Annotated in this window: 10 protein-coding genes; 4 read left to right on the top strand and 6 right to left on the bottom strand. The window is 74.8% G+C overall.

Annotation, left to right across the window (positions count from 1 at the left end):
* Nucleotides 1–300: 300 nt before the first annotated feature.
* The 4 genes from speB to NQZ70_RS09610 form a co-directional block, all read right to left on the bottom strand.
* Nucleotides 301–1,299 (bottom strand): agmatinase, encoded by a 999-nt coding sequence (speB, locus tag NQZ70_RS09625; RefSeq protein ID WP_129573955.1) that lies wholly within the window; start codon nt 1,297–1,299, stop codon nt 301–303.
* Nucleotides 1,300–1,411: 112 nt separating this feature from the next.
* Nucleotides 1,412–3,523, bottom strand: a complete 2,112-nt coding sequence (locus NQZ70_RS09620) for a substrate-binding domain-containing protein (protein ID WP_129573954.1) — start codon at nt 3,521–3,523, stop codon at nt 1,412–1,414.
* 288 nt (nt 3,524–3,811) lie between these two features.
* Nucleotides 3,812–4,531, bottom strand: coding sequence for a hypothetical protein (locus tag NQZ70_RS09615; RefSeq protein ID WP_237245178.1), 720 nt, complete (start codon nt 4,529–4,531; stop codon nt 3,812–3,814).
* Nucleotides 4,532–4,609: 78 nt separating this feature from the next.
* Nucleotides 4,610–5,305 (bottom strand): hypothetical protein, encoded by a 696-nt coding sequence (locus tag NQZ70_RS09610; protein ID WP_165373875.1) that lies wholly within the window; start codon nt 5,303–5,305, stop codon nt 4,610–4,612.
* Nucleotides 5,306–5,421: 116 nt separating this feature from the next.
* Here NQZ70_RS09610 and NQZ70_RS09605 point away from each other — a divergent pair, with 116 nt between their 5' ends.
* Nucleotides 5,422–10,401: a sigma 54-interacting transcriptional regulator gene (locus tag NQZ70_RS09605; RefSeq protein ID WP_129573953.1), complete on the top strand. Its 4,980-nt coding sequence runs from the start codon at nt 5,422–5,424 to the stop codon at nt 10,399–10,401.
* A 24-nt stretch (nt 10,402–10,425) separates the two neighbouring features.
* On the opposite strand, the gene NQZ70_RS09600 is transcribed toward NQZ70_RS09605, so the two are convergent.
* Entirely contained in the window at nt 10,426–12,114 is a 1,689-nt protein-coding gene (locus NQZ70_RS09600) for a hypothetical protein (protein ID WP_129573952.1), read from the bottom strand.
* 62 nt (nt 12,115–12,176) lie between these two features.
* On the opposite strand from NQZ70_RS09600, the gene NQZ70_RS09595 reads away from it, so the two are divergent.
* The 3 genes from NQZ70_RS09595 to NQZ70_RS09585 all read left to right on the top strand — a co-directional run bounded on the left by NQZ70_RS09595 (nt 12,177) and on the right by NQZ70_RS09585 (nt 15,597).
* The gene (locus NQZ70_RS09595; protein WP_129573951.1) at nt 12,177–12,770 is read left to right on the top strand and encodes a hypothetical protein; all 594 of its coding nucleotides are present in this window, start codon (nt 12,177–12,179) and stop codon (nt 12,768–12,770) included.
* 251 nt (nt 12,771–13,021) lie between these two features.
* On the top strand, nt 13,022–15,151 hold the full coding sequence (locus NQZ70_RS09590) for a substrate-binding domain-containing protein (RefSeq protein ID WP_165373874.1): 2,130 nt from the start codon (nt 13,022–13,024) through the stop codon (nt 15,149–15,151).
* 152 nt (nt 15,152–15,303) lie between these two features.
* Nucleotides 15,304–15,597: a hypothetical protein gene (locus tag NQZ70_RS09585; protein WP_129573949.1), complete on the top strand. Its 294-nt coding sequence runs from the start codon at nt 15,304–15,306 to the stop codon at nt 15,595–15,597.
* A 15-nt stretch (nt 15,598–15,612) separates the two neighbouring features.
* Here NQZ70_RS09585 and NQZ70_RS09580 read toward each other — a convergent pair whose 3' ends face one another.
* The gene (locus NQZ70_RS09580; protein ID WP_129573948.1) at nt 15,613–16,578 is read right to left on the bottom strand and encodes a LysR substrate-binding domain-containing protein; all 966 of its coding nucleotides are present in this window, start codon (nt 16,576–16,578) and stop codon (nt 15,613–15,615) included.
* Between the last annotated feature and the right edge of the window lie 10 nt (nt 16,579–16,588).

The raw sequence follows: 16,588 nt of genomic DNA, 5'->3' as shown, positions 1-16,588 counted from the left end.
GCGCGGCGGGCGAGCGACCGCAGGTCGTCGCTCGTTCCTCCCACCTCCCCGCCTTCCTGCTCGATCACCTGCCATCGTCCGGCGGGGCAAAAAAAACAGAGCGCCTGCTCGACGGCGGGGGGGGGAAGCCGTCACAGGCGCTCTGCTCTGTCCACACTAGCAGGATGCGGGCCAGGTCCGTCCATGCGCGTTTCGCGGGATCCTGCTCGCGGACGGCGCTCGCGGTCTTTCAATCCTGAGATCGGTGTTTGCAAACCTGGCAGCTCGGCGACTCCCGGAGAGGGCGCGACCACGGCGGCGCTACCTGGCGCGTGACGCGTCGGTGCGGGCGCGCGCCGCGGGGGCGCCCGGCCGGCTCGCGTAGAGGGCGAGGTGCTCGTAGGCGATGGTCGCCCCGGCCAGCGCGGTGATCCCCGCCGTGTCATAGGCGGGCGCGACCTCGACGACGTCCGCGCCGACGATGTCCACGCCCGCTATCCCGCGCAGGATCTCGATGGCGGTCGCGGTGCTGAGCCCACCGCAGACGGGCGTGCCGGTGCCCGGCGCGAAGCTGGGATCGAGGCAGTCCACGTCGAACGTGACATAGACCTTGCGCCCCTCGACCAGCTCCAGCACGCGCTGGGCCACGGCCGCGGCGCCGTTCCGGTGCACCCAGGGCGCGTCGAGGATCTGGAATCCGTGCGTGTCCGGATTGAAGGTGCGGATCCCGATCTGCGCCGAGCGGGCCGGATCGACGATGCCTTCCCGCGCGGCGTGGAGGAACATCGTGCCGTGATCGATCCTCCCCTCGTCGTCGCCGACGCTCCACGTGTCCGAGTGGGCGTCGAAGTGGATCAGCGAGAGCGTGCCGTGCTGCTTGGCGACCGCCCTCAGCGCCGGCAGCGTGACGAAGTGGTCGCCGCCGATCGACAGCGGCGCGGCCCCGCCGCGGAGGATGCCCGCGATGTGCGCCTCGATCGCGGCAGGCACCTCGAGCGGCCTGCCGAAATCCCACTGGCAGTCGCCGTAGTCGACGATCGCCAGCTGATCGAGCGGGCTGACCGCGCAGCCGTAAGGGCGGCCTTCAAACGAGAGCAGGGCCGACGCCTCCCGCACGGCCCGCGGGCCGAAGCGCGCGCCGGGCCGGTTCGTCGTCGCCGTGTCGAGCGGCAGCCCCGTCACCGCGACGTCCACGCCCGTCAGATCGCGCGAGTACTTCCGGCGCAGGAACGACAGCGCGCCCGCGTAGGTCAGCTCGAACGACGCGCCGACGAGGCTCTCGGCCGTGAATGCATGATCGCCGCGCACGCTATTCCCCATCTCGACCCGCTCTCACCCCCCGATGAACCGTCGCCGAGAGATACCATGCGCCGCGCGGCAAAACACGGCATCTTCGCCGGCGACGCCCGGCAGCACGGCCCCGCCCGCCCGGTCACCCGCCCGCCCGGGTCAGCTGGCGGATCGCGGCGGCGAGCGACTGGAAGATGGCGATGCCGCGCAGCTCGATCCCGAGGCTGACCATGCGCTGCGCCATCGTGGGCCCCACGCCGACGAGGCTCACGCGGGCTCCGAGCAGCCGTGTCGCCTGCGCCGTCTGCACCAGGGCCGCCGCGGTCGTCTCGTCGACGAGCGGCACGCCGGTCAGGTCGAGCAGCACCCACCGCGCGCGCTCTCGCGCGACGCCCGAGAGCACGGCCTCGAGGATCTGCTGCGCCCTCGCCGCGTCGATGGCGCCGATCAGCGAGATGAGCAGCACCCCGGGCAAGAGGGGGATGACGGGACAGCCGAGCTCCCGCACCGTGCTCGCGAGCGCGCGCTCGCGCTCGTAGGCGGCGGCCAGCATGTCGCGCTCCGCCTGCAGCGCGATCTCGATCTCCTGGCGCTCGAACGTCGCGACGAGGAGCGACACCCACATGACCAGCGGCTGGAGGTTGTCCGCGAAGCTCTCCGTGTGCAGCCCGCCGAGCACCAGCGTGCCCCAGTCGCGCTGCGCGGTCGCGATCGGGACCATCACGCAATAGCCGCCCGCCTCGTCGGGCTGCGCGGCGTCGAGCAGCTCGGGCGGCGGAAACAGGCCGGCCGGGACGCGGCGCCCCACGAGCGCGGCCACGCCCGGATCGCTGGTGTGCACGCCGTCGATGACGACCTCTCGCCCGCCCGGGCCCGGCTCTTCGGCCCAGAGCGCGAGGCACCCAACGCGCACGGAGGTCTGCCGCAGCCACGCGAGGCGCTCGTCGGCCCGCGCCTGCTTCGAGGCGAGGAGCCTGCTCATCTCCATGTTGGCGCGGATCAGCCGCTCGAGGCTCTGCACGCTGCTCCGCTCCGACGCCACGACGGCCCGCTGCTGCGCCAGGCGCACGCGGCCGAGGAAGGCCTGCGCTCGCCGCGCCGCGTCCGGATCCGGCGCGCCGGCGAGCTGCCGCGCGGCGGCCTCCTCGACCAGCATCACCGCCGCGAGGAGGACCTCGAGCCTGCCGCTGTGCGCGACCGCGGGGGCGAAGGCGTGCTCGAGCGTCCCCACGTCCGGGAGCTCCGCCCCGGCGAGCGCCGCGCCGAGGCCGCGCGCGATCACCTCGGCCTCGGGCCAGACCAGGGGGCGCGGCGACGGCGCCGGCCGCTCGAGCAGGCGGCTCAGCTGCCGGGACAGCCCGCGCTGCCAGTCGCCGCCCGCCGCGTCGAGCTCCGGCGCGGGCGGCGCGGCGCCCCACGCGGCGCTGCCGCACGAGCGCCGCACCACCAGCTCGGCCGAGCCGCGGGTCACGGGCTCTGGCGGCGGGATGCCGTGGATGAGATCGACGATCCGCTCGACGGCGATCCTCCCGAGGAGGGCGGGGTCCTGCCGCATCGTGGTGAGCGGCGGATCGCAGTGCTGGGCGACGCTGATGTCGTCGAACCCCACCACCGCGATGTCCTCGGGCACGCGGTAGCCGTGCGCCCGGATCGCGTGGATGGCGCCCATCGCCATCTCGTCGTTCCCCGCCACGATCGCGGAGCAGAATTTGCCGTCGCGGTCGAGAAACTCCTGCAATCGGCGCTCGGTGTAGAACATCGTGCACTCGTCGAACTCGGAGAGCAGGTTGAGGTCCGCCGGGAGCCCGCGCGCCCTCATCGCCTCATCGAACGCCTTGCCGCGCTCGACGAAGTCGTCCGATGTCGATTTGCCGATGTAGGCGATCCGGCGATGGCCGAGGCCGACGAGGTGATCGACGACACGGTGAATCGACTCGCGGTTCTCCGCCCGGACTATCGGGTACCGCGGGCCGAGCGGGGGCGCGCAGAAGATGACGGCCGGCTTCCCGTCGGAGAGCAGCTCCTCCAGGCCGTCGATGGTGTACATCGCGATCCAGCCGACCACCCGGTCGAGGCCCAGCCCGCGCGCCAGGACCGTCCGAGGAGGCCCGTAGATCATGAGTAGCTCGTAGCCGCGCTCCCGCGCCGCGCGGTGCATGCCAGCGAACACCATGGCGTTGAAGGAGTTGTCGATGAAGACCGACGCGACCCCGATCACGTTCCGTGTGCGCTGGTCGACAGGCCTCGTGCTCATCCCGGTCGTGTCCTCCCCCGCGTCCAGCGGGCGAGCGTATCACCGACCTCGACGAAAACGACTGGGTAACTTCGGCGCCGGCGACCGGGGCCGCTCGATCCGGCGCAGTCCTCCTCCGTGCGCGCATGTAGAACATCGTGGACGGCCATACCAGGGCGGTCGATATCACCGAGGCTCCAGCGCGACGCGGGGGCGCAGGCCGGCCGAGGCTCATTGTTTGTAGGGAGCCCTACGCAGGGCGCGAGACCGAGCGGAGGAGCTCGTCGTGGCGGGGTGTGCTCTCACGCCTCAGCGGGCGTGGCCGACAGGGAGCTCCGGGCCGATGCAGCCGCACCCGCACGCGTTGGTGAAGAGCCTCTCCGGCGGCGAGCACGCGACGTCGAGGAGCATGCATTCTTCCGGATCGTGAGAGACATAGACGACGTTCGTGGTGCCCGGCTCCGGACAGACGACCGGCTCGGGGCTGATGCAGCCGCACCCGCAGTCGTTGTAAAAGAGCGTCTGTCCCTCCGCGCAGATGAAGTCGATGAGGTGGCACTGCTCGATGTCATCCGACACGTAGCGGACGCCCGGATCGCTCGGGTCCGGGCACGCCTGCGGCCCGGGGTCGATGCAGCCGCACCCGCACTCGCCGCCGAAGTACTCCTCCGGCGGCGAGCAGGCGAAGTCGATGAGCGTGCACTCCACCGGATCGTGAGAGACATAACGGACGCCCGGATCGCTCGGATCCGGGCACGCCTGCGGCCCGGGGCCGATGCAGCCGCACCCGCACTCGCCGCCGAAGTACTCCTCCGGCGGCGAGCAGGCGAAGTCGATGAGCGTGCACTCCTCGGGATCGTGAGAGACATAACGGACGCCGGGATCCCCCGGAGCAGGGCAGCTCCCGCCGCCGCCGGGCGAGGGGTCGCCGCCGGACGAGGGGCCGCACCCGAGCTGTCCGACGATCGAAGAGGCCGCAAGAAACAACAAGGCATAGGCTCGCATGTTCGTCTCCGTATCTTTCTTCAAGAGGGTTGATCCGTGGAGATGCACCTCCCCTTCGAGGCCCGCCTCGAGCCCCGGGAGGAGATGAGCGTTCAAGCCGGCTCAGGGAGCGTCGCTGACGAAGAGCGTCACCGCCCTCCGGGAGACCTCCGGTGAAGACACCTCGATCAGCAGGACCTCCTCGCGCGGCTCGTCCTCGATCGGCTGGAGCACCACGCGGAGGTCGGCCACGTCCCCGGCCTCGAGGATCACCGGCGCCGTCGCCCCCTCGAGGAGGTACCCGGGCGCCGGCGCGCGCAGGGCGATCGCGTCGATCGCGAGCGGCGCGGCGCAGGTGTGCACGAGCGGGAGGGCGCGGGTGGACGCGGCGCCGACGGCGGTCTCGGGCAAGGCGAGCTCCGGCTGGACCCGGAAGCAGTCGGCGAGCGGGCGGGGCGCGGGCTCGAGGACGCCGCTCCGGGCGACGAGATCCGCCGGCGCGGAGCGGGCCGCGCCGCGCCGCGCCTGGAGGCGCAGCTCGTGCCCGCGGAAGGCGTCGATCTGGAGCGCGAAGCTCCCGTCCTCCTCGACCGGCGCGACCACGGGCGCCCCGGTCCCGTCGAGGTTCACCGCCCAGACGAGATCCGCGCCCTTCGCGCTCCCGGGCCCGCCGGTGACATCCATCGGCGCGCCGTCGCACTCGTCGCAGATCGCGCCGACCACGTCCCCGGCGAGCGCAGGCGCGGAGGGCGGCTCCGGGATCGGGTTCACCCCGCACCCGGCGACGCAAGCAACGAGAAGAACCGCGAGCCAGCGCATCAGGCCACCATCCTGTCGAACGGTGTCCTGTACAACCGCCGTGCCAGCGCGCCCCCCGCTGCGTTTCGCGGGCGTCGTGGACCCTTCTTTGTACCATTCTGTACCATAGTGTACCGATGGTACAGGACGGCCTTGCGCCAGGCGCGGTGGTCGACGGCCGCTACGACGTCGTGCGCGCGCTCGGGCGCGGCGGGCTCGGGTCGGTGGTCGAGGCGCGCGATCGGCTCTTCGAGCGCGACGTCGCGCTGAAGGCGCTGCGCTTCGACTCCGCGGGCGCGGCCGAGGCGTTCCGGCGGGAGTTCTCGCTGCTCTCGGCGTGCGCTCACCCGCGGCTGCCGCGCGCGTACGACTTCGCCCGGACGACGTGCGGCGGCGCGCCGCTCACGTACGCCACGACGGAGCTCATCCGGGGCCGGACGCTCGCCGAGCACGCGCGGGGGCGCGCCCTCGACGCGGCCCTGCCCGTCCTGCTCGACGCGCTCGACGCGCTCGGGTGGCTCCACGGCGCGGGCATCGTCCACGGCGACTTCAAGCCCGAGAACGTCCTCGTGCGGGACGACGGCGCGGGCGTGCTCATCGATCTCAGCGCGGCGCGGAGGATGCGCGCCGCGGCGGGAGACCTCTCGGGCACGGCGCGGTTCTTCGCGCCCGAGCTCCTCCGGGGGGCCCCGCCGAGCGCGCGCTCGGATCTCTTCGCGGTGGGGCGGACCCTGGAGGCCCTGTTCCCGCTCCTCGCCGGGGCGCCGCCCGCCGCCCTGCGCCGCCTCGCCGAGCGGCTCACCGCGGAGGACCCGGCCAGCCGGCCCTCCGGCGTCGACGAGGTGCTGGAGGCCCTCTCCGCCGGCGGCGCGCCGCGGCGCGCGCCCGCCGTCGTGAGCGAGCCGGGCGAGATCGTCGGCCGGGAGCGCGAGGTCGAGGCGTTCGGCGCGGCGCTCGCGGCGCTGCTCCGCGGCGAGCGCGGGCCGCGCGCCGTGGTGATCACGGGCGAGGAGGGCGCCGGCAAATCGCGGCTGTTCCGCGAGCTCAAGTGGCGCGCGCAGCTCAGCGCGCCGGTCTTCGAGGGCGCGCCCCGCGGCGAGGATCCGCTCCGCGCGCTGCTGATCCGCGCGCTCGGCCGCGCCGCGCTCCCGGCCGGCGTCGACGCGCTGCTCGACGCCCGCGGCGAGCTCGCGGGCGGGCGCGGGCGGCCCGGCGACGCCCCGGGCGCGCCCGAGGGCCCGCGCGCGCCGCGCGGGCCGCTCGCGAGCGACGCGCCGCGCCGGCCGCTCGTGCTCGCCATCGACGACGCCGATCGGCTGCGGCCGCACGACCGGGCGCTGCTCGAGGCGCTCGTGCGATCGGCCGCGCCGACCGACGCCCTCCTCTGGCTCATCGCCTCCGCCGAGCGGCTCGACGTGGGCGGCGGCGCGGTCGTCGAGCTCCCGCTCGGCCCGCTCGGCGAGGCGGCGGTCCGGGTGTGGACGGCGCCCCTGGCCACGGCGGCGCGCGTGTCGGATCTCCTCCGCGCGAGCGGCGGCCGCCCGCGCGCGCTCAAGGAGCTCTGCGCCGCGCTCGGGCAGCGCAGCCTGAGCGAGGCGGAGCTCGATCGCTTCGTGACCACGATGACCACGCCGGAGCTCTTTCGCCGGCGCGCGGCCGCGCTCGCCCCCGGGGAGGCGCGCGCCCTCGCCGCGCTCGCCGTGGCGGATCCGCTCGGGCCCGAGGCCGCCGCGGCGCTCGGCGTGGGGCGCGCGGCCCTCGACGCGCTCGAGGCGGCGGGGCTCGCGCGGCTCGACGGCGAGGGGTTCCGCCTCGGCCAGCCCGGGCAGGCGCGGGCGCTCCTGCCCGCGCTCGACGCGGGCGTCGTGCGCGAGGTCGCGGCGGCGATGGCGGCCCACCTCGCCGGCGAGGGCGAGGCGGCGCTCGCCCCGGCGCTCCGCAGCCAGCGCGCCGCGGACCGGGCGAGGGCGCTCGTCTTCGCGGGCGACCACGAGGCCGCGCGGCGGGCGCTCGCCGCGTCCGAGCCGATGTTCGAGTGGGCGCCGCGCGCCTGGGTGCGCGCGGCGGACGCCGCCTGCGCGGTGCAGCCGGCGCCGCGGACGCTCGTGGCCGCCGCGTCCGCGCTCGAGGCGGCCGGCGATCCGAGGCGCGCGCTGTCGCTGCTCGCCCGGGCGAGGCGCGCGCGGCCGCCGCGCGACGTGGTCGCCGAGCTCTCGTACCGGGCCGCGCGCTGCTGCGAGAAGCTCGGCAAGGTCGAGCGCGCGCTCGGGCAGCTCGGGCGCGCGCGGGCGCTCTCGCCCGGGGCCGCGGGCGGGCGGCTCGCGAGCCTCTCGGCGCGCTGCCTGCTGCGCCTCGGCCGCTACGACGAGGCCCGGCGCGAGGCGCAGGGCGCGCTCGCGGCGGCCGACGGCGGCGGCGACCTCGCGGCGGCCGAGGGCGGCGGCGACCTCGCGGCGGGCCGCGACGCCTCGGCCGCGGCGGAGCTCGCCGAGACGCTGGGCCTCGCGCTCGGCTACCTCGGCGACCAGGAGGGCGCCCTCCAGAGCCTCGCGCGCGCCGTCGCGCTGCGGCCCGCGTCGGACTCGCCCCGCGCCCGCGCCCGCACGCTCAGCTACCACGCGCTCCACGCCTACCGCGCCGGGGACGCGGCCCTCGCGGCGCGCGGGTTCCAGGAGGCGCTCGACCTCGCCGAGGCCGAGGGCCTCGGGGACCTGCTCGCGACCGCCGCGCTGAACCTGGGGACGGCGCGGCACCAGCTCGGCGACTGGGGCGCGGCGCTGCGCTGCTACGAGCGCGGGCTGCGGGCGGCGATCGCCTTCGCCAAGGAGCGGACCGAGGCCACCCTGCGCTTCAACCTGGCCAAGATCCACGCGGACGTCGGCCTGCTCGATCGCGCCGAGCTCGGCCTCGCGCGCCTGCGCGCGCCCGACGGCGCGAAGGTCCCCGAGGAGATCGCCGCGGCGGCGCTCGGGCTCGCCGCGGAGATCGCGGCGGCGCGCGGCGCGCTCGGCGAGGCGGCGCGGCTGCTCGACGAGGCCCGCGCGGGCCACGCGGCGCGCGGCTCGAAGCGCGAGGCGTGCGAGGCGACCCTCCACGCCGCCGAGGTCGCGCTCGCGGCGCGCGACAGCGCCGCGGCCGGCGCGCGGCTGGCCGAGGCCGCGGCGCTGCTCCGGGAGATCGACGCGGCCGACCTCGCGCTCCGCCGCGCGACGGCGGGCGCGGAGCTCGCGCTGGCCCTCGGCGACCCGGGCGCGGCCCTGGAGCAGGTGCAGCGGGGCGCGGGCCTCGTGGCGCAGGTCGCGCAGCTCGAGCTCCACGCGAAGCACGAGGAGGTGTCCGCCGAGGTGCTCCGCCAGAGGGCGGCGACGGCGCTGGCCGAGCGGCACCGCACGGCCGCGATCGAGTGCTGGGAGCGCATCGGGAGCACGCTCCCGGCGGAGCTCGCCGAGGTCTTCTGGCGGCACCCCCGGCGGGCCGCGCTCCGCGGCGGTCCCGCGCGGCCGGCGGCCCGCATGGAGCTCGTGATGAAGCTCCTCGAGATCAACCGGCGCCTGAGCTCGACGCTCGACGCCGAGGAGGTGCTCCGCCTCGCCATGGACGCGGCCATCGAGCTGACCGGCGCCGAGCGGGGGTTCGTGATCCTCACGTCGGCTGCACGCGATCCACGCGATCCGCGCAATCCCCCCGATTCCCCCGGAGGGCAAGCGAAGGTCAAGCTCGAGGTCGCGGTCGCGCGGAACCTCGATCGCGAGCGCGTCGGCAAGAGCCAGCTCAAGTTCAGCCACGGGATCGCCAAGCGGGTGGTCGAGCGCGGGGAGGCGGTGCTCACGGTCGACGCGCTGGCCGACGCGCGGTTCCACGGGAGCGCGTCGGTGCACGCCCTGCGGCTCCGGTCGATCGTGTGCGTGCCGATCCGCGCGCACGGCGCGGTGCTCGGCGCCGTCTACCTCGACAACCGGTTCCAGCGCGGCAAGTTCGCGGAGGGCGACGCGGATCTGCTCGGCGCCTTCGCGGACCAGATCGCGGTCGCGCTGCACAACGGCCGGCTGATGGCCGAGCTCAGGGAGCGCACCCGGGCCCTCGAGGAGGAGCAGCGCCGGGTCGCGGAGCTCATGCGCTCGCAGGCGGACGAGATCGAGCGGCTCTCGCACGAGCTCGAGCGGACCCGCGCGGACGCGCGCCGCGACTTCCCGGAGATCGCGGGGAGGAGCGCCCCGATGCGCGCCGTGCTCGCGCTCTGCGAGCGCGTGGCGGAGAGCGACGTGACGGTGACGGTGACGGGCGAGAGCGGCACCGGCAAGGAGCTCGTCGCGCGCGCCATCCACGCGGGCGGGCCCCGGCGGGGCGGGCCGTTCGTGGCGGTCAACTGCGCCGCGCTGCCCGAGGCGCTGCTCGAGTCGGAGCTCTTCGGCCACGTGAAGGGCGCCTTCACCGGCGCCGTCCGGGACCACGGCGGCCTGTTCCTGTCGGCGCGGGGCGGCACGCTGTTCCTCGACGAGCTCGGGGACACGCCGATCGGCGTGCAGGCGAAGCTGCTCCGCGCGCTCCAGGAGCGCTCGATCCGCCCGGTGGGCTCGGACCGGAGCGTCCCCGTCGCCGACGTGCGGGTCGTCTGCGCGACGAACCGGGATCTGCGGGAGGAGGTCGCGCTGGGGCGCTTTCGCGAGGATCTCTACTACCGGGTCAGCGTCATCGAGATCCGCCTGCCGCCGCTCCGCGAGCGCCCGGACGACATCCCGGCGATCGCGCAGGCGATCGTCGAGAAGCTCTCGGCGCGCCAGGGCCGCCCGGCCTTCCGGCTGTCGCGGGGCGCGCTCCGGCGGCTCATGTCGTACGGCTGGCCCGGCAACGTGAGGCAGCTCGAGAACGTCCTCTCGCGCGCGTGCGTGCTCGCGCCGGGCCCGGAGATCGGCCCCGCCGACATCCAGCTGCCGGCGGCGGCGCCCGCGCCGCGGGCCCGGTCGCGCGCGGACTACCGCGGCGCCGAGGCGGAGCGGATCCGCGCCGCGCTCGCTCTCGCCCGCTGGAACGTGTGCGAGGTGTCGCGGAGCCTCGGGATCCCGAGGACGACGCTGTACCGGAAGCTCGCCCGGTACGGGCTCTTGCGGGAGGGGTGAGCGCCGAGCGCGCGCCGCGGCGAGCTAATCCCAGATTCGCACCACCATGAGCCCCAGGCTCGATCGCTTGCCCACGGCCACGATGCGGCCGTCGCGCTGGACGGTGACGGCGTAGAGGTGGTTTGTCTCCGGGAAGTCGTCCAGCACGACGGCGCCCGAGGCGCCGAACCCGGCGTCCGCCGTGCCGTCCGGCAGGAGCCGGAGGATCGAGGCCGTGATGCCCGAGTTCACGGTGCCGCCCGCGACCGCGCCGAGGAGCTTGCCGTCGGCCTGGAGGGCGACGCCGTAGCCTCGCACATAAGGCTTCCCGCCTCCGCTCGCGTTCACCATGCCGCTCCCGCCGAACGTCGTGTCCGCCGAGCCATCCGCGGTGAAGCGCGCGAACGCATAATCGTTCACGCCGTCCAGCGCATAGCCCACGAGGACCGGCTTGCCGTCGCTCCCGAGGGCGAGGTCGGCGTCGTTGTACGGCGTCTGCGCGAGGTAGGCGACGCCGCCAGCTCCGAAGCCCGGATCGAGCTCCCCGTCGGGATCGAGCCGCGCCGCCAGGAAGGTGGGGCCATCGGTCCTCTCCGTCCCTCCGGCGACGATTCGATCGCCTCCGCCGATCGCGACCGAGTGCAGCGGTCGCTCATCCATCGAGAAGAGGCCCGAGCCGGCGAACCCGCGGTCGAAGTCGCCCGTGGAAGAGAGCCTCACGGCGATGCCGCGGTTGCCCGGGTTCCCGACGCCGACGGCGACGATCGAGCCATCGCGCAGGACGGCGACGTCGAAGCCCTCCGAGCCGCTGATCCAGGCGCGATCGATCGTCGCGACCCCGCTCGCGCCAAAGGCCTGGTCGAGCCCGCCGCTCGCGTTGAACCGGACGACCGCGAGCTGGCCGCTGCGCGTCCCGACCGCCACGATGCGCCCGTCCGGCTGCAGGGCCAGCGATTTGACCGAGCCCTCCTGCCCGACGACGAGGCCCCCTGTGCCGAACTCGGGATCGAGCGCGCCGCTCGGCAGGAAGCGCGCGAGCCCCCAGGTGTTCCCGTCGACGCCGGCGACGACGATCTTGCCGTCGTCCTGGACGACGACGGCGCGCCCCTCGTGAGACGTGCCGCTGGAGGCGATCCCGTCGCCGTCGAACGACTGATCGAGCGTCCCCGGCGGGTCGGCGACGAGGAGCGAGACCGGCAGCAGCTGGTCCTCTTCCCCGGGCGCGCTGGCCCGGAGCGAGGGCGCGGCGCTGCCCACGATCGCGAGCGGCTCCGCGGCCAGCGTGAGCACGCCGGTGGTGTCGCCGCCCGGGACCACGACCGGGCTCGCCGTGACCCCGCTCGGCAGATCCGACAGCGACAGCTCGACATCCCCCGCGAAGTCGCCCGAGCGCGTCACGGTGACCGCGAGCTCCTCCGAGCCGCCGCGCACCACGCGCGCGGCCGCCGGGTCGAGCGCGATCGAGAAGCCGGACTGGGGCACCCCGCCGCCGCTGCCCTGCGCGGGTCCGCCGCCGCTCCCGCCCCCGCCCTCGCCCGGCGCGGCGCCGCCGTCACCACCGCCGATGGCGCCGCCGGCGCCGTCGCGCGAGACGTCGTGAATGCCGAGGATGCCCTGGCAGCCGAGCGCAAGGCAGGCCGCGGCCGCCCCCGCGAGGCAGGCCGCGCGCCGGAAGCGCCGCGCTGGCCGCGTCGGCGCGCTCCTCTGCGCGAACGGCGTCAGCAGAAGGATCATGGCAGCACGCTATCACGGCGCCCGCACTGTACATCCGTTCATTCATCTGCTAGCCGACAGGCATGCGCTCCCGCAAGGCCGCCGCCGCCGTCGTCGTCGAAGACCTGCCGCTCGACGAGGAACCCGTCGACGCGATCCCGCCCGACGACACCGCGGCGGACGAGGCGTTCGCCGCCGCGGGAGGGCCGCCGTCGCTCGAGCGGATCTGCATCGATTGCGGCAGCGGCGGCGGCGCGCACGACGGCTGCGCGCACCGCGAGCGCGCCCGCTTCCACGCGCCGACGCGCGCGGCGCTCGAGCTCGTGGCGCGCCTGCGCCGGGCCGCCGCCGAGCACCGCGCCGCCGCCCGCGCCCTCCGGGCCCTGGTCACCGCCGAGCACGCGCGCGGCCGCGCCGAGTTCGAGCGGGAGGAGCCGGAGCCGCTCGCGCCCCCGCAGCCCGCCGCCGCGCCGGAGCCGCCGCCGCCCGCCGCCGCGCCGGAATCGGACGACGCTCCGCCGGCGCTCTGCCCGCGCTGCGCCGAGCGGATCGAGGCGGCGCCGGCCGAGCCCGAGGCGCCGCAGCGCCGGCAGAAGCGCAAGGGGCGGGTGCCCCTCGAGCAGCAGGCATTCCCGTTCACGGGCGACTCCGAGCAACGCTCGCCGCACGGCGCCTGAGCCCCGGCCGGCGCGCGCCGCGGGCACAGCGCAAGAGAGCTCGCCCGGCGCTCGCCGTCATCTCGCGTACGTCAGCGCGACGACACTCGGCACCTTCCGCGATCCGATGACCGGAAAGTTTACCGGCGAGCTAGCGAACTGACACGCTCCCACCGCGCGGCAGGACGCGCGCGTTCCGTGCTACACGGTCCTGTTGATGACAGCGACGCGGCGGAATGCCGGAGCTCTGGACCACCGAGGATTCTGCCACCATGTCGCTCGATAGAGCCATCGGCCTCACGTGCCACGACATCTGGGGAACCTATTTCTGCGAGGTGCTTGGAGGTATCCAGTCGGCGGCAAGGCACTCTGGATATCGCGTGATCGCCGTCAAATCGCCGCCGCGAGACGTTCACAGGCTCGAGCTCGCGCGCGACCAGATCGACGGGTGGATCGCCCTCATCGATCCGACGGACATCGAGCTCTTCCTCGACGACGGCCGGCCGGTCGTGACCCTCAGCGCGCGCTCCAGCGACGGGCGCTGCCCGTACGTCCTGCCCGACAACCACGGCGGCGCCCTGGCGGCCGTGCGCCACCTCATCGATCACGGGCACAGGCGGATCGCCTTCGCGGGCCACATGGCGCATGAGGATATCCGGCAGCGCTTCCAGGCCTACCGGGACGCGCTCGACGAGGGCGGGATTCCGTTCGATCCCGCCCTCGTCTTCGAGCTCCCGAACAACGAGCGGGCCGGCGGGCGGTTCGCCGCGCAACGCCTCCTCGAATCGGGCGTGTCCTGCACCGCGATGTTCATGGCCACCGACCAGGGGGCGCTCGGGATCATCGACGCGCTCGCCGAGACAGGCCTCCGCGTCCCCGAGGACCTCGCCCTCGTCGGCTTCGACGACATCGAGGCGGCCAGGTACGCCTCGCCGCCTCTGACGACGGTCCGCCAGCGGTTCGACTGGATCGGCAGGACGGCCGCCCAGCTGCTCATCGATCGCCTCGCCGGACGGGATGTCCCGAGCGCGGGGCACATCGCGCCGACGCTCCTGGTCCTGCGCCGCTCCTGCGGCTGCTCGCCGGCGCCGGCCGAGCGCGAGGCGCCCGCGCCGGCCGACGGCGCCGCGGACCAGGCCGACGCGCTCGCCCGGGAGCTGGTCGCCCTCGCGACCTTCTCGTCGGCGCCCGACCGGAGCGCGCCGCCGGCGGAGTCGTGGCCCGGCGTGACGGAGGTGGTCCGCGGGCTCGAGGCGGCCGCCCAGGGAAAGCCCGGCCCCCCGCCGGCGGCGCTGGAGCGGGCGTGGCGCGAGGCCGCGGAGCAGATGCCCCATATCGATCTGCTCCTCGCCATGATCGATCGCCTGGAACGAGCGGGCCAGTCCATGCTCCGCGGCGCGGAGGACGCCGCGGCCCAGCGGCGCGTCACGGCGTACATCCGGAGGGCGCGCCACGACATGATGCAGGGCCGGGTGGCGATCGAGGCGGCCCGCGCCGATTACCTGAACAGCCTCCTCGACATCAACCTTGTTGTCCGGGAGACGCTGCTGGAGCACGCGGACAACGGCGGGAGCAAACTGAGCTGGCTCTCCGCGGTGCAGATGAGCTGGGGCTGCCTCGCCGTGTGGGAAGACCCGGGAGACGAAGGGCCGACGCTGCGGATCGTCGAGAGCTCCTGCCCCGGCCAGGAGGCCGCCGCGCCGGCGGCGGGCACGCGCGTCGCGGCGGCGGAGTTCCCGCGCGGCGGCTGGCTGCCAGCGGCCGTCCAGTACGACGGCGACCACGTCATCCGGCTCATCCCGCTCCGCAGCCAGGGCGAGGACCGCGGCGTCCTGGCCATCTGCGCCCCGGTGAGCAGCCCGCTCGGGCTGGATCACCGGGACATGGACATGTGGGTGGCGATGCTGACCGCGGCGTTCGAGCGCGCCTCGCTGATCGAATCGCTGATCGAGCAGGAGAAGCGGTCGCGCGCCGCCTACGAGCGCGAGCGCGCCCTCGCCGACGCCGTGCGCCGGCTCGGGTGCCCGGTCATCCCGCTCGACGAGGGGGTGCTGCTCGTGCCGCTCGTCGGGGCCATCGATCCGGAGCGCGCGAGCCACGTGCTCGAGGTGGTGCTCGCGGAGCTCAGCCGCCAGGAAGCCGAGGTGTTGCTGATGGATATCACCGGCGTGCCCTTCGCCGACATGCAGGTCGCGGCGTCGCTGACGAAGACGGCCCGCGCCGCCATCCTGCTCGGCGCCGAGGTCATCGTCGTGGGGATGCGGCCGCAGGTGGCGCAGGAGTTCACCCACCTCGGCATCGACCTCGCGGGGATGACGCTTTACCCGACCCTCGGCAGCGCGCTCTCGTCGCTGCGCCGCAGGCGGCAGCCGCTCATCGCGCCGCGGATGCCCCGCGCCTGAGCCGCCGCGCACATGGCCCGGCAAAAGCCGGCGTTCCCCGGAAAGGGTCGCCAGCGCGAGATTGAACCGACCTCGCCCTGCATGGGTCCACATTGCCGTTGACCTGATCGCGCCGGGTGGACGACGCTGCGCCCCGGGAGGAAGAGGAAGCCATGTCGACCCTGGTACGTCTGTCCGCCGCGACGGCGTTCGCGGCCGTCGCGATGCACATCGGCGTGCTCGTCACCAGCACCAGCGGGTGCGGAGGCGACGAGTGCGACGAGGAGCCCATCGGGTGCAACACCGTCGAGGATTGCCCTCGCTGGGTGGCCCGGTGCAACGGCGGGTTCGCCGCGATCGCTGGGCAGTGCACCGAGGCCGGCTGTTGCCGGCGCGCCGTCGACGTGTGCTTGGCAGTGTGCGACTCGTTCGAGCAAAAGGTCACGAGCTGCTCCCAATACGATTGAGGCCCCGCCGCTCCTCTACCCCTCCACGCCCGGCCCCGCCCCGTGGGCCCCCGGGTCGCGCTCGCCTTCGCCGGGAGCGCGGCGCGCCGCGCTCGGCTTGCTCTTGCTGACGCCCACGCGCCGCACGAACGAGAGGAACTGCCCGAGCGTGGGCGAGGCGTCGTCGGCCCGCCACGCGAGCAGGAGGTCCGTGACCGGCGCGCCCACGATCGGCCGGAGCGCGAGCCCCCCGCGCCGGATATTCTTGATGGATTCCGGCAGGATAGAGACGCCGAAGCCCGCCGCCACGAGGCTCAGGATGTCGAGGTGCAGCGCCTCCTGCACGATGCGCGGCGTGAAGCCCGCCTCGCGGCACAGCCCCACCACGAGGTCGAAGAAGGCCGACCCGCGCTGGCGCGGGAACACGACGAACGGCTCGCGCGACAGGAGCTCGAGCGGGATGCGCCTGCGCCCGGCGAGCGGGTGATCCGCAGGCAGGGCGACCAGGAGCGGCTCGCGCCGGACGCACTCGGAGGCGAGCCGCGGGTCGTTGAGCGGCGCCCTCACGAAGCCGACGTCGATGCGCCCGTCCTTGAGCGCCTCGATCTGCTCCTGCGGCGGCATCTCGCGCAGCGCGAGCTCCACCGACGGGAAATCGGTGCGGAAGGCGCGGACCAGCTCCGTGATGCCGCTGTAGGCGAGCGACGACAGGTACCCGACCACGAGGCGCCCGGTCTCGCCGACGCTCGCGCGCCTGGCCTCGTGCACCGCGAGGTCGAGCGCGTCGAAGACCCGCCGCACGTGGGCCAGGAAGACCACGCCCGCGGGCGTCAGCTCGACGCGCCGCCGCGACCTGTCGAAGAGCGAGAACCCGAGCTCGGACTCGAGATCCTGGATCTGCCGGCTCAGCGGGGGCTGGGCGATGCCGAGCCGCTGCGCCGCGCGGCCGAAGTGCCGCTCCTCGGCGACGGCCGTGAAGTACCGGAGGTGGCGCAGGTCCATACCTTGAAGG

It is taken from the genome of Sorangium sp. So ce836 (assembly GCF_028553905.1).
Taxonomy (GTDB): Bacteria; Myxococcota_A; Polyangia; order Polyangiales; family Polyangiaceae; genus Sorangium; species Sorangium cellulosum_D.
The sequence above is the reverse complement of the archived record's forward strand: the minus strand, read 5'-3'. Positions and strand labels throughout refer to the sequence as shown.